Source organism: Leptotrichia wadei (assembly GCF_007990545.2).
Lineage (GTDB): Bacteria > Fusobacteriota > Fusobacteriia > Fusobacteriales > Leptotrichiaceae > Leptotrichia > Leptotrichia wadei.
Genome location: NZ_AP019829.2, coordinates 2,169,946 through 2,185,758 on the forward strand (window position 1 = coordinate 2,169,946; position 15,813 = coordinate 2,185,758).

General features: G+C 25.9%; 10 protein-coding genes and 1 pseudogene. All 11 read right to left on the bottom strand.

The window, feature by feature from the left end:
• Window positions 1–230 precede the first annotated feature (230 nt).
• A complete protein-coding gene (gene brxL / locus FVE73_RS10005; protein WP_018498534.1) occupies window positions 231–2,324 on the bottom strand; it encodes a protease Lon-related BREX system protein BrxL in 2,094 nt (697 codons plus the stop codon).
• 46 nt (window positions 2,325–2,370) lie between these two features.
• Window positions 2,371–4,899 carry a BREX-1 system phosphatase PglZ type A gene (pglZ, locus tag FVE73_RS10010; protein ID WP_018498535.1) on the bottom strand — a complete coding sequence of 843 codons (2,529 nt, stop codon included), beginning with the start codon at window positions 4,897–4,899 and terminating at the stop codon, window positions 2,371–2,373.
• 156 nt (window positions 4,900–5,055) lie between these two features.
• Window positions 5,056–5,178 (bottom strand): hypothetical protein, encoded by a 123-nt coding sequence (locus FVE73_RS11075; RefSeq protein ID WP_018498536.1) that lies wholly within the window; start codon window positions 5,176–5,178, stop codon window positions 5,056–5,058.
• Window positions 5,168–5,347: a hypothetical protein gene (locus FVE73_RS10015; protein ID WP_018498537.1), complete on the bottom strand. Its 180-nt coding sequence runs from the start codon at window positions 5,345–5,347 to the stop codon at window positions 5,168–5,170. The genes FVE73_RS11075 and FVE73_RS10015 overlap by 11 nt, the downstream gene beginning before the upstream one ends.
• An 86-nt stretch (window positions 5,348–5,433) precedes the next feature.
• Window positions 5,434–5,693, bottom strand: a pseudogene (locus FVE73_RS10020) (Txe/YoeB family addiction module toxin).
• 4 nt (window positions 5,694–5,697) lie between these two features.
• Window positions 5,698–5,958 (bottom strand): type II toxin-antitoxin system RelB/DinJ family antitoxin, encoded by a 261-nt coding sequence (locus tag FVE73_RS10025; protein WP_018498538.1) that lies wholly within the window; start codon window positions 5,956–5,958, stop codon window positions 5,698–5,700.
• Window positions 5,959–6,080: 122 nt separating this feature from the next.
• A complete protein-coding gene (locus FVE73_RS10030; protein WP_018499193.1) occupies window positions 6,081–6,482 on the bottom strand; it encodes a hypothetical protein in 402 nt (133 codons plus the stop codon).
• Window positions 6,483–6,597: 115 nt separating this feature from the next.
• Window positions 6,598–10,317, bottom strand: a complete 3,720-nt coding sequence (gene pglX / locus FVE73_RS10035; protein WP_018499192.1) for a BREX-1 system adenine-specific DNA-methyltransferase PglX — start codon at window positions 10,315–10,317, stop codon at window positions 6,598–6,600.
• Window positions 10,318–10,617: 300 nt separating this feature from the next.
• Entirely contained in the window at window positions 10,618–14,196 is a 3,579-nt protein-coding gene (gene brxC / locus FVE73_RS10040; protein WP_018499190.1) for a BREX system P-loop protein BrxC, read from the bottom strand.
• Between the two features lie 93 nt (window positions 14,197–14,289).
• Window positions 14,290–14,868 (bottom strand): DUF1788 domain-containing protein, encoded by a 579-nt coding sequence (locus FVE73_RS10045; RefSeq protein ID WP_018499189.1) that lies wholly within the window; start codon window positions 14,866–14,868, stop codon window positions 14,290–14,292.
• On the bottom strand, window positions 14,868–15,470 hold the full coding sequence (locus FVE73_RS10050; RefSeq protein ID WP_018499188.1) for a DUF1819 family protein: 603 nt from the start codon (window positions 15,468–15,470) through the stop codon (window positions 14,868–14,870). Before FVE73_RS10050 ends, FVE73_RS10045 begins: the two co-directional genes overlap by 1 nt.
• Between the last annotated feature and the right edge of the window lie 343 nt (window positions 15,471–15,813).

The window sequence follows — 15,813 nt, forward strand, 5'->3', positions numbered from 1 at the left end:
TTAAGGCTTACTAAGCCTAGTTATATAGTTAGTTATAATTATTTATTATAGTATAATTCCTGCTTTTTTTCAACCTAAAAATACATAAAAAATTAAATAACATTTAAATATGTACTGTATAATCAAATGCAACAAAAAATGTATAATGAGGTTTAATATAAAAAAGTCAAATATAAAATTGTTTTTATTACTAATAATGAAGTTACCTTCCTCTTTCAATAATTAGTATTCTATTCCACCCCTAAAGCTTTAAATACAGCATCTTCAGCTGTAGAATAAAAAATTAAGTTAAATGCACCTATTAAATCTGGTGGTACCGTCGCCAAATCAGAAGCCGAAGTCATTGGCAATAATACTTTTTTTGCCCCTGAATCTAAACACACTTGTAACACATTTGCGAGTTCACTTACTTTTATTATTGTTCCACCGATACTCAAATCTCCTAAAATTACCGCACTTGAAATAATAGGTTTATTTAATGCAGCTGAACAAATAGCGATGTATGTAGACAAAGTTAAATTTGAAGCCATTCCAATACCTTTTAAGTCTTGATAATTTACAACATAATCATTATTTTTTGTGCTGATTTCTCCACTTATTAATTTCCCATTAGCTCTTAAGTATTTAAATGCCATTTCAGCTGATTCCTTTGCTTCACGATTATTTCCTAATCCTGCTTTTTCAAATTTTCCTGTTCCTTTTGTCATCTGAGTTTCAATTTTAAACAATCCAATCATTCCACTTTTTATACTTGAAACAATATACAAATGACCTGGTTTCCCAATACCTTCTGGAATTAAACTTCTACTACTTTGCTCTGGAACAGGAACATATTCTTCATTAAATTTTTCATTATCGATATACGAAAAATTTACATCATAAAATTCCATCCCACCTATTTTTTTTAGTTGCTCTTTAACTCTTCTTCTCATTTCTAGTGAGAATCTTAATATCTTTTCAATTTTTTCTTTTGTAAATTTTCCATGTGGATAAATTATTTTTACCATTCCAGAAACAGTTTTTTTGACTGCAATCACATCTCTTTGATTTAATTGATTTCCTAATTTAAAATACTTATCATATGCATCTGCATAAGAAATTTTACGTAATTCTCTCATAATTTCCGCATAATAATCTGTTATAAAACCATAGTCATCAGTAAAAAACTCTGGTCTATATTTAGGAATTTCCCAACCAGGTAAATAACAGTGCATTCTATCTAAAAATGCCGTATCTCTCCCCATTACATGAGGAAATGGTTCAAATAAATTAGAAGTTTTTAAAACAACATCTACACTCTGATTAATATTTCCTATAAAAGCCATTCCAGCACTTGCATTTTTTTGTTCTTTCCCTCGTGCAAACGAACCTGATGCCATATAATCTTTCATAATTTGGACTCCATCTTGATCCTTAAACTTCATTCCTGCCACCTCATCAAAGGCTACACAGTCCCAAAGTCCTACAAGTCCCATTGTTCCTCTTCCCATATTATAAAAAAGATTAGCTACACTTGTTTGACCTCCTGATACAAGTATACTGTTAGGACTTATTTCCTTATAAATATGTGATTTCCCAGTTCCACGAGGCCCTAGCTCACAAAAATTATAATTATTTTCTAACAATGGTATCAATCTTGACAAATGAAGCCATTTAACTCTTTCGTCAAATTTACTAGATTCCATTCCTGTACTTCTTAAAACAATATCTATCCACTCTTCATCTGTAAATTTTTCTCTTAAATCTTTAAACTCTTCAAAATCAATTTCTGGCATTTGTACAGGTGTTAATTTTTTTATAATTACAGGATTTCCTTTTTTATCGTCTTCATCATAATAATATTCCAACTGAATAATACACCAAATACCTCCTCCTAACAATCTCTCGTATTTAGAAGGATAAACATCTGATACTGGAACACTTTTTAACGATAAATTAGAAAATTCAGCTTCATGTCTATTCTCCTTAAAATTTAACTTTACAGTAACCTTGTCAATTATTGTATAAGATCCATTTTCTCTTAATTTTGATTTTATTCTTTCGGCTTCATCAGGTCTTACATAATTTTGTGCTAAGATTCTTTTTACTGTTTTCATTCCTTCTTCTATATCTTCTTCATTTTCTGAAGAACAATACATTCCCAATAAATATTCAAGCACATATATAGGAACATTTGCCCCTTCCCTTATCTTTTTTGTCAAATCTTTTCTAACAACTTTTCCAGAAAAATATTTATTTAACTTTTCACTTAATGTTTCTTTGTCATTATTAGCCTCTTTTAAACAATCATTATCCTCAAAAATTTGACAATAATCTTTATTCACTTTTTCCTCCTTTAATATCTCTTGTTTCAAATAAAAAAATTATTTATCAAAATCCAAAATCATCTGAAAATAATATATCTATTATTATTTTTTTCCTTTCTTCAATTTTAGTTTCTATATTTTTTACAACCAAATAATACTCTTCATCTTTTTTATATTTTTTATTTATTAAAGTAAATCTTAGTTTTTTTATTCTTTTTACAGTTTCAGTTTCTTCACTATTTGCTTTATAATTTTCTATATTTGAAATTATACTCTCATTACTATCAATAAAATATATTTCAAATTCTGTAGGTTTTATAATATCTGTTACAGCACTTTTTTGAAGAAAATCAAGCGAGATTTTCAAATTAGTTATTTTGTTAATTTCTGATATTAAACCAACTTTTACCAATTCCGTGTCTACTGATCCTTTTGCAGTTTTTACTTTTATAACTGGAACAATTAATTCTTGTAACGAAATTCCACCATGATAATAATTTTGTCCACCACCACTAACCTTAAATACACTAGAAGTATTTGGTGAAATTACTTTTAAATTTTCATTTTTATTATTTAAAACATCTGACATATTTATTTCATTTGTACCAATTTCGCCATATTCATTTTCCGTTACTATGTATCTCCTATTCACAACATCATTTTTACTCGAAAAGTTTTCTATTTTATCACTTTCATCTATTTTTCTTCTTTTGTAAATAAATCCGTGATCTGCTGTTACTATTATATTATTAATAGATTCCACTCTAAGTTTTTTTATCAAATTCATAATTTCTTCTATCGCTTTTTGACACGCCTCAAATACTTCATTTTCAGTATTTGACTTATCTCCTATCGAATCAATTTGATTATGATAAATATAAAGTTTTTTCTTATTTCTAAATACCTCTCTTAATTCGTTTTTTGAACATCTAAATACTTCATCAAAATCTAAAGCTACTGAATTTTCATCATAACTTTTTAAAATTTTTTCTCTTTTTACTCTGTCATTGCAAGCTTTTCCATCAATAAGTACTGAAAAATCACCATTTTCGACCTCTATTTCTATTTTGTCATGCGGAAGCAATGCTGCCATACCTAATTTTGTGACAGAAGGTATAATCCCTAACTGATATTCTATTTCAGCATCTACAGTTTCATCTCTACTCATCTTATAAAATAATTCTCTCCCCGTTTCATACCTCAAAGCATCAGAAATTATTACTACAATTCTATTTTTATTAATTTCAACATAATTTTTGTAAAAATCCTTTTGTAAATTTATTTTCTTAGGAAGCTCTCTATAATTAAGTAGGTCATTAAATTTTATATTTGCAGGATTTAAAAATTTATCAGTATATTTGGTTTCTAATAATTCTAACAACCTACTGTACTTTTCACTATTTTCTGTTAATTGATCATAGTAATAACAAAATTTCCTATAATATGTATCAATCATATAATCTTTTTGAGCATATTTTTCTATTATTTCTAATAAATCACTACAAGTTTCAAAATTTGTATTTTTTATTCCTTTGTAAGCATATTCCAATATTTTATACTCTATCTTTAATTTTAAATTATCAATATTTTTCTCTCTTCGTAATTCTATTATCTCTTCTATAGATTTATCTTGCAACTTTGCTGAAAAATTCTCATCAACAATTCTTTCAACTATCCATTTCGTTATTTTTTCATCAGGAAAATCAAATATATCAAGTTCCAAAAGATATTCAGGTAAAATATTTTTAAAATATTTATTTCCATCTATAATAGAATAAACTTCTGAAACAAGATTTTTAAAAATTTCTCTATATTCAGAAATCTGTCGCAACCTATTTAAAAATACCATAACGGTACTTCTTATACTTAGTTCCTTAAATCTAACAGGAATTTCTCTTGTTATTTTTTCAGAAGCATAAGTTAAAAATATTCCAATAAGTAACTTAGTTAAACTCGGATCATCATCAACATATCCAAATTTTAATCTACATAATTCCCAAAATTTCTCTTCAAGATTATATTTATTAAACTCTACAAGATATCTACTTTCTTTTCTGTTTTTATCAGTAATTAAAATTCTTACTACATCATCAAAACCCTTAAATATTTCAGCTTTTGAATTAGTAATAATTCTCATCATTATAATTTCAATATCTTCTTTTTTATTAACTCCCTTCTCTTCTACCAATTTTTCAAATTTTTCTCTTCGATCTTTTGCTGCAAAAAACTTTCTATGTCTTTCCATAACTTCTTTAAACTCATCATTTAAATTTAAATTTTGAGCTATTATTGAAATTGGATCTGGTGAAAATAATTTCGAATACATTATAGTATCAGCAAGATGATTATCCCTGTCTTCACTTCTCTTAAAAGGAGCATAAATCAAATAATTACTCTCCTTATCCTCTCTTTCAAGACGTAATTTTGTCTTAAATAACTCGTCTTGTTTCAATCTCAATAACTTAACATTTTCCAATTTCAATTCTTCTATCTCTGACAGAAATTCTTGCTTTTCATCATACCAAAAAACAATTCTTCTTCCTTCTTTCTTAAATTCACTATTAAGTACTTTTGTAATTTGTTCTAAATTCAATTTTCTCACTCCATGATTTTCTATATTTTTAAATAAAAAAGCCTCATTTATTTCTTTTTAAATAAAAGAGACTCATAAAATCTTTATTTTTAAAAATTATCTAACCTTAGTATCATTGTTCTTAATTTATTTTCTGAACTAAATTCTTTCATCAGATTAAATCCATAAGCTGTTTCTATCTCTACTTCTAAATTGCTTCAATATTTTCCCTTTAATATACTCTTCATCTTTTATATCTGCTATTATATCCTGTAATGAAATAACTCTATTATTCTTCATCCTTTGAAGAATATCCAAACATTTTTCTTATTTTTTCCAGGTCATCTATAATTTCAAAATCAACATCAAGTTTTTTAACTTTCTTTTTACTTTCCATTGCTTCCAGTACTTCATCCGTATATCTTACAGGAATTCTCAAAGCATCAAGTAATATACTTTCTGTAGCCATAATTACCACTCTCCTCTTTTTTAACTTTATTTTCATTTTTATGGTACCATATCTATTTTAGAGTGTCAATTGGATTTCAATTTATTCTATAACTCATAATGACCTTTACATGATGCTATTATAATCAAATCATTTTTTATTTTATAAACAACTCTATTTTTTTCGTCAATTCTTCTGCTCCACCAGCCACTCAAATTATTTTTTAATGCTTCAGGTTTCCAATACCTGTATACCAATTTCTTTGTATATCTTTTATTATACTGTTTACTTTTTTCAGAATTTTCTTATCTTCCTACTGCCATTGGCAGTAATCACCCCAAGCTTTTTCCTCCCACAATATTTTCACGTTATCACTCCTCAATCAAATCATGTTCTACTAATTTTGCTTTTCCTGATTCAATATCTGCAATAACTTTTTCTAAATATTTCATATTACTTTCAGAATAAAACGGATCCGCAGTAATTTCAAAAGGTATTCTTTTTTCTTTAGTAACTTTAGTCGCAAATATCGTAAATGCAGTTGTCATTGACATTCCCATTTCACGGCATATTTTTTCCATTTCTTTTTTAATTTTTTCGTCAATACGAAAATTAATCATTGCCTGTGCCATATTAATCACTCTCCTTAATTGCAAGTATACTCTATAATTTTAATTTTGTCAATCATTTTCTTTACAAAAAACATACAATATATATATATATATATATATATATTGTGTTAAAGCCATTTCTTTTATTTAATGCATTTATACACAACAATATTAATAATACAAACTATTGCTAATACTGAATAAAGTAAAAATCTATTTTTATCAAAAAATTTTGTATCTACACCTGTTTTCTTCATATTTTCTAGCATTCCAATTTTAGAAAATTCAAAATAAATCCAACTACCTAATGTTGACCAATAAAAAGAAATAATTCCTTCCGATTCAAGCATTATGTAAAACCAAAACTGATATACCATATAAATTATTAAACCTAAAATAATGAACAATAACTCATTTTCTTTTCCTGTATTCTCTTTTGTTTTCTTTCTAAAGTATTCCATAATAAAAATTATGCCTAAACCCAGACCACCTGTAAGAAATGCAGAAGCCATTAAAATTAATGCCATAATTAAATTTATAATCATTTTTAATTTCCCTTTCTTTAATAATGGTTTTATGTCTCTTTATTTAATTGTTATTGTCCTTTTGCCCCAAATTTTATATAATTTTCGAGACAGTTTACAAATAATATTTTTATATTTATTTTACCTTCCCCAATATCTCATATTTCTTCCCATCACGTCCAGTCTGCACTTTTTCATAATTAACTTTCACTCCGTCATCCAAATCAATCGAAATATATTCTGAAGACAAGTGATTCATCTTCTCATCAAATTGTTTACATTCTTCAAGCTGTAATTTTATCTTTTTCAGTTCCTGCTCAGCTTTTTTCCTGTTATTATTACTTTCAATTTCATCTTTCAGAAAACTTGCCCTTCTTTCATAATGTTTCTGTAGCTCATGCAAATATCCAATTCTAACTTTTGCTGTAGTCTGTTCATTATAGCGATGCATATAAATCAGTGCTTTAAATCCATTTTTCTTTCCAGCGTCATAAAGCCAATAAATCGGTCTTTTTTTGTATCTTTTTACGTGGTCTTTATAAAAATCTTTCAAGAAATACTCTCTTATAATTTCTTTTGGAGCATTATTCTTGTCAGACAAGGCTTGTGCGATAAATTTAAGATTTTCTTCAAGTATTTCTTCTCCATATACTGTTTTTACAAATTCTACAAATCTTGTAACAATATCATCACTAAAATATTTACTGTCCGTAATTGGAATACAGTTATCTTCATCAGGGATAAATTTGCTATATTTATTTTTTTCAAATTCTCCTCCTGCAAATGCAAGACCTTCCTCATCAAGTGAATAACGCCCGAACATACATCCAACAGCATAAGAAATAAATTGTTTTACAACATCTGCTTTTGTTAGAACATAGTTATTCCCTTTAATTTCATCATTTATTTCATCATCTGTATCAAATATTTTAGCTATTGTTATATCTTTATCACTTACATCTGAAGTCAGTTCATCCTGCAACCCATAAATATCAATAAAAATTCTATTTAATTCCTCTTCATTTTCCTTCAATTTTAAAAACTGATTATTTGTAAATTCTTTATATTGACTATATGCTTCTTCTATTAATGTTATTTGTGTTTTATCAATTTTCTTATTTTCAACATTCCCATTTTCTCCTATTTTTACATTCTCAAATTCTTCCACATATCTTTCAATATTAACCAATGGGCTTACTTTAAAATCCCATGCCGTCTCAAATGTATTCCAGTCATATTTTGAGATTTTGATACAGTCATCAACTATTGATATTACTTTTGGTTTTATTTGTTCGTTTTCTATAACTGGAAAATTATTAAAATCTCCTACTTGTAAATTCACAGTTGGATTTAACATATTAAAAATAAAATTAGATATTTTAGTTCCCATTATACCTAAAATGTATTTTAATCTTAATTTATTTTCAGAAAATGCTGACATTCCTGAAACATCATGTATACTGCCTAATTCTCTATATCTTATACTATATCCTCCACTTGTTATCAATGGCCAAGTTATTGCTTCTTTAAAATAATAAGAAATATTTTTTATAGTTCTACTATAATTTTTATACAATTTACTAGCATATTCTTTTATTTCTTTTCCATTATTTTCCCAATTTACTACATAATCATAGTTTCCGTACCATTGTCGTCTTCCACCACCTTTATTATATGTATACCATTTATATCCATTACCTTCTGTTTCTTCTATTGATTTTGTATTGTAACTTATTTTCTCTTCTTCCACTTCATACCATTGTCTTAAAAAGAGATTGTTATCTGACGATGCTAATCCTTGCTTTGGCTCTATTAGTTCAGAAGTTTTTATTCCTTTTTCAAAATCTTCCAACAAATTTTCACTAGCCCAATATCCTATTGGCATTCCTGGTATTTTTTCAAAATTTTCTTTTACTTTCCTAAAATAATATTTTTTATCTTTATTTTCTACCGTTTCTAAAAACTTATTTCTTTTATTTTTTTCTCCTGGAAAATCAACTAACCTTATATAGCTTCCCTTAAAGTTACTTATTTTATTTTTTCTTTGAATCCATACAGTCGTTTGTACTACTTCACCACCTATTTCATCAAAAGCCCTTGTTCCTAGATGTACCATATTCAGTATTTCTATTAATGTCATTTTTTCTCTTAATTTTTCATAACTAGATAAAAACATCCATGCATGCATTGTAATCATTGAACAGAATCCATTTTCAGCTGTCAAACTGTTACATTTTTCTATAAACACAGCAAACATATCCGACTTACTATCTGGATAATTCTTTTTTGTATATTTTGACAATTTAGAATCCATCATTGAACTTCCCATATATGGTGGATTTGTTGCAACTACTTCATATTTTTTTGATAGTATTTCTGATGTTTTTATTACATAATAAAATTTATTTTTTATTTCTTCTTTTTTTAATTCATCAAATAAATTATAGAAATCTGTATTTTCTATTTCTAATAATCTATTTTTTATTTTGTTATAATCTATTTTTGGTACTTCTATCAAACTTCCATATTCCTTTGCATCTAAAAACGAATTATAAATCAAATCAAGTTCGTCTTTTATTTTATTATTTCCATTTGAGATAAAATCTATTACTTCTTTATTAATATCATTACTCTCTCTTGTATAACAGATATTTAACTCCAATTTTTTAGAAAAAATTCTTTTATAATATTCTCTTGCCTTCATCATTAAAGCAAAATATGCCAACTGATATGCTCTTTTATCTATATCAAGACCATAAATATTATTTTCCAGTATTGACTGAACTGCATCTCTGTTGGAATAACCTAAATTTGAATAAATATCCATTAATACATCAAAAGCGTAGACAAGTATATGTCCACTTCCCATACATGGATCTATTATTTTTATTTCTTCTACTTTCATTTCCTTATAATTTTCATTCAGTTTTTCCAGTTTACTTTCAATTTCTTCTTCCTGTTTTTCTCCCTTTACAAGAAATTTCCATTTTTCCTCTAAATTTTCATTTGGATGTCCTTCCATCCATAAATTCCCTAAACTGTTTTCCACCATATATTTTACTATCCATTTTGGTGTAAATAATTGTGTTTTCGCAGGTATGTCATCCTGTTCCACTTTTTTCCCTTTTTTTGTTTTTTTATCTACTTCCTTCTTCTTTTCTTCATTATAATACTGATAAAGCCACCCAATTACCTCAATCTGTCCTTCTTTTTTAATATCAAAGCTTTCTTTAGGCACTCCATCCACTAACTTTCTCAAAATACCTTCTTCATCATTTATCGAAATTGGTAGCAGTAATTCTGAATAATCTTCAGCTTCTTCAAATAATTCAGGCAATATTTCATTAAGTTTGTTACATTTTTTTATAAATAAAAATCTAAAAAGTTCTTCTGTTTTACTTTCTTCTTTTAAATTATAAACATAATTTTTCTCATCATCTGAAAATTCCAGATCTGTGTTAAATACTTCTCTAATTATTTGAGGTTCTCTATCATTTTCTCTTTCAGAAGACAAAATTCTTATCCTATCATTTAAATAATCATTTACTTCCATAAATCTAATAGCAATAATTCTATTAAACCAAGTATAAGCGATTTCCTCAATTAACTCATTTAAAGCATCTTGAAAATTCCCCTCTTTCACTTTTTCTTTTAATGTTTTTACCAATATTTCTCTTTGCTTGATTTCCCTTTTATTTAGTTCGACATTTCCTATTTTCAAATAATCATTTTCCGAAACTATTCCTTCTTCAATTTTATTTTCCGTAATTCCTATCAATTCCAATTTTCTTCTTACTTCTTTTTCCAGTTTTTCTTTCGCATTTACTGCAAAATTTCTTAATGCTACTTTGTCCATATTTGTATTGTAGTAAAAACTACAGTTCTCCTTTCTTTTATTAATATGTTAAATGAACTTAGGTTAGCAGAATAGTTTTTTCTATTATTAAATCAATGCTAGTTTCTAAAATTTTCTTTAAAATATTTTGTATGAATTTACACATACATATCACCTCTATTTTATGAAAAAAATACTCAAAAATTTCTATTATTAAAATCAATAATAATACGAATAAAAATACTATATCATTGTCTGCTATCCCTAGCTCTGCTAGCCTAAATTCATTTTTTTTAACCCCCACCTTTTACAATTTATTCTCTAAAATTCAACTTGCACTATCTCACTATCTTCTAATTCTTCTTCCAATCTTTTTTTCAATTTATCCAAATACTCTTTTATATCTTCTGAATTTCGTATTTCCCAAACTCTATCTTTATTAATTTCTGAAATTCCAATTCTTTTTGGTTTTTTTGCTTTTATTTCTTCTATATTTTCAGAAATCTCATTTGCTTTTTCTTTTTCTTCTAATATTTTTTCTTCTTTCTCAAAATTATTCAATAATTTATTTTTCAAGCTGATTGCTTCATTTTTATATGATTCAATATCTTTTATATTTTCACTTTTTTCAACTTTTTCTAAAATTTCACTAAATTGATTATTAATTTTTTTTATATATTGTTCTTTTAATTCAATATTTTCTGCATATTCTACTCTTTTCAAAGCAATTTCTTTTGTTTCATTTATACTATCAGTTATAGGCTTTCTTTTTTCATCCAAGATTTTATTGTATTTTTCATTAAATCTTCTATTTAATTCATTCAGATCTTTAATTCTGTTATATGGGTTATTATCATTTAGTATATTTTTTATATTCTTTGATATTTTTTCCAATTCATCATCTGAAAAATAATTTTTTGAATTAGTATACTTTTTATATAATTTAGTAGCTTCATCCCAAATATCTTTTTGATCTCCTTCAAAAAATTTCTCAATTGGTTCAAAATCTTCAGAAAAATCATAATAGTCATCTTCATGTCCAGAAATTTCATTGAATATTTCTCTAGCATCCTTTAATCCAAGTACTTTTCTAAAAAGTTTTTTCCCATTTGATAAAATTTCTTTCCCAGGATAATCTTTATTTTGACATTCTTTCTCAAAACTTTCTATTTTATTTATTTTTTCTGCCGATAATTCTTTAAACTCTTGGATCATCTTATCTGTATCGCTTATATCTAAAGTAACATCAAATAATTCTTTTGCAACATAATTCATTATTTTTACACTTCTATCATCAATTTTTTCCTTTATTCCCAGATAAATTCTTTCTGAATTATCTTTTTTTATAATACTATTAATAATATTTTCAGTAGTTTCATTTAATAATGTTAAACTAATCCTATTTTTTATAAGTTCAATTTTTCCATTCTTAAACGCTCTTGCAATAATCCATTCAATATCCTTTTCATTCCAACCATAAGGCGCTTTTGAAAACTTATCTTTTATTTCTTTTAAAGTTATTTTTAAATTTTTTTCTTTTATCATACGTACATGATTCACTATTTCACTTATCGCATTTTCATTATATTTTATACTTTCAACAGCAGTTAAAGTATTCCCTTTTTCCACAAAGATTTCCCTAATATCATCTTCACTCATAGGCTTTGTTATGTATTCTAATTTATGATATACATTATTCACTAATTTTTCCAATGCTTCATTGATTTTACTTTCATACTCTTTCGCATTAAGATTAAGTTTATTTCCACCTACATAATATTCTGCATTTTTAAGAACTTCTTTCAACAAACGATTTGAACGCTCTATATATTCTCTACGTTCAATAGTTTTATTCTCTTTAATCGAATTTCCTTTAGGCAATCCTTCTAATTCTCCCGATTTTAAAAATTTTTCTATTTTTATATCCATTTCTATTTCATTAATATACGAATTATTCTCACCTAAATCAATAAATACAGAATTTTCTTGAGAACTTTTCATTAAAAGCAAACTTTGATTTCCACTGTAATCTGAATTTGAAGTTACTATATTTACTGAAATGTCATGAGTAATATTTTCTTTTTGAAAATCATCAACTATTTTATTAAAAGGAAAAATATAATTTCCAAGTTTAGGATACTGATATTTCTTTTCTTTGTAAAAAACTTCAAATACTTTTTCAGATATTCTTTTAGCTATTTCACTTGTATCTACGTCAATTTTATCGATAATCTTTTCAACTTCCTGTTCTTCATTTGTTAAAAAAATATAGACATCCCCAGATTTTTGAACAAGTGTCTGTTTTATCAAAATATCCAATGCTTCTTTAACTTTTTCTTTTAAAGAGATTCTATCTTCATCAATATTTTCAACCATCAATGTTGTAATATTTTCCAAAGTCCCTTTTATTTCTTTAACATACTTAATCATAAATAACACTTTAAGAACATTCACATTAAAACAGTTTTCTTCTTTATCTGGATTAATATAACTATTTTCCATAGCTCTGGTAATAACTATAGAATGTGAATGATCTAAGAAACTCTGCAATCCATCATAAAATTTATCAAAAGGAATTAGTATTCCAACTTTACTATCTTTATACTTTTCTGCACTTTCTTTAAACATTGCAAGCATTGAACGTTCCCCTTCAGATAAATGTTTTCCACTTGAGCTATGTTCCCTAACAGATGTTAAAACATGAGAAAGAATTTGAAATTGATATGGAATAAATGGATAAACTTCTTGAAAATCTTTTTTATTTTCGTATATTTTTTTTTCTATCCCATCATCAAATATAATTAAATTTCTAACCACTGATTCTTTTTCATTGTATTTTAATGACAATTCCCTATTTGCATGCTCATTTTTATCTAAAATTCTCTTCTTAATAACTTCTGATACGTCTGTTGAAGTTAAATTAATTCTTGTTTTAAATCTTCCTTGTATTTTAGAAAAATCATTTCCTTTTACTTTTGTAATAGAATCTATCGCTTGTTGAGAAGTTACAACTACCCATGCTTTTCCTTTACATTGTACTCCTAAATCTTCTGTTACAGTTTGTAAATTCAACATTAAATCTGTATTTTCTCCAATATATTGTCCTACTTCATCAACACAAAATACAACATGATGATTATTTCCTTTTGATTTAATGTATTTATTTACCATTTTTGCAAAATCTTCTATTGAAATAGAATAATCTTTTTTTGAAATTTCTAACCAATCTTTAATTCCGGATTCACTCATAAATCCTATTTCTTCTATTGTTTGCGCAACTTTAGTTCTTATAAAATTAAATTTATGTCTTTCTTCGGTCCATACTTTTCCTGTTATCTCTTGAAATTTTCCTTTAAATTCTTCATATTTATTATTTTCTCTTAATTCTCTTTCTAAATCTGCCAAATGTGGAATTGAAGAAAATCCTTGCATTTCATTAAATACCTTCAAGAATACTTTTAGAATATCATCTTTCCCCTTATTTCCTGTACTATCACTTTTAGAATCAATATTAAACAATATAGAATCAGTTGAAGTCTGACACGCTATTTTCATATCTGCAATAACCATTTCATCTTTTATTTTATTATCTTCCAAAAAATAATCTATTGCCTTTTTCCCATTTATTTCTTTATTTGAAAGTAAATATGATAATATTTTTAATAAATGTGATTTCCCACTTCCAAAAAAACCACTTATCCAAACTCCCATATCATCTGTATTTCCATTAATTCCTTTACTATATGCTGAAAAAAAATCTCTAAAGTGTTTCTGTAATTCATTCGTTACAACATACTCTTCCAATTCTTGCTTCATATTTTCTTCTTCTTTTTGTCCTACTTTTATTACCCCTTTAATATCTCTGTCAATAGGTTTTCTAAACATATCTTTTAATTTCATAAATTTATTTGCATGATTTTATGATTAAAATCACACTCTCCTTTCTCAATTTTAAATATTATTATGATTTTTCACCCCACCTATTAAAGAATACTATTTTAACAATTTAAACGCTCTATAATAATTATCATCTTTAAATTCCTCAAATAACTGTAATGACTGTCCGTCATACTTTCCTGGATAAAACATAACTACTGGTGCTCTATCAAAAACTTGATGTAAATTATTTAATATTTTATGTGAACGCACAAAAGGAAATATCTTTCCTATACCAACTAGAAAAACAATTGATTTTTCAGGAGTATTCTCTTCAATATATTTTGCAAAATAATTATCATCCTCATTCATTTTCAATAAACTATTTACTGATTCAATCAAATAATCCATTCCATCATTTTTTTCCATCTCAATACAATTTTCCAAAAATTCTGATTCTTCTAAGAGATCTATCATAATATCGTAAACATCGTAAATTACAATTTTATAACCATCACCAATTTCTTTATCTCTTTTTTTTATATTTTCCAAATACTCTCTAACTATTAACTCATCTTTAGGAGAATAGTCAAAAATATAGTATGAAACCTCATTTCCTAGTCCTTTACTATTCAAAAAACTATCTTTCTTTATTTCATTTTCTATTTTCCCCAAATCTATTTCTGTTTTCGTCATTACACTTCTCCTTTTAAAGCCTTTATATACATTTCCATTTTATTCTCTCTCAATAAATTTTCTAATTCATAATCCAAATAAATTTTTCTATATAAAATTTTCCCTTTATTTTCTTCCAATAATCCTGCCTCTTTTAAATAATTTCCATACGAACCTCTCATTCGCTTTTTTGTATTTTCTGTAAATTTAGCAACTTCCTCATTTTGTAAAGATTTTTCATCCAAAAATTTTTTAACAGAATTTGGACTATATTCTTTAGTTCCTAGTAACATTTCGTTTCGATAAGAATTATAAACATATTCGAAAAATAATTTATCTGTTTGCATTACTGATAATAAATTTATTATTTTCATAGTTCCAACATCAACCTTAAAAAACAATATCTTTATATCTCCAGAAAGTACTTTTATTCTTTTATTAATTTCACTAAAAATTCTTTTACCATAATCTTTAGAAGGTGCAGAAAAAATATTTTCTTCTTCCTGCATTCTTCTTATCTCATTCTCATTTTTCCCATCTTTCAAAAACTCTAAAAATTTTTTAAATTCTAAAAACCAGAATCCTTTACTTACAATTCCAGCACTGTATTCTCTTTTTCCCATTTTCTACCCCTTAATTACATTAATTTTTGTTTATTTCTTATTAAATATTATATCATTACATTTTTATATTTTACAAGTAAAATTAATAACCTTTTTATTTCAAATCTTTTTTTAATGATAAGCAATTTTTATACTAAATTTCCATTTAAAAATCAAAAATTAATATAAAATCATAACAAATCTACTTTTATACTATTTCCCATTAGACTAATAGATTTATTATAAATTCTATTTAACAAGAGGTCTTTATCCCTTGCCATAAAATAAATAAATTTTTCAAACTGGATTTAGTATTACACATAAAAGAGAAAAAGGGGCTAATGCCTCTTTTAAAATTATCAAA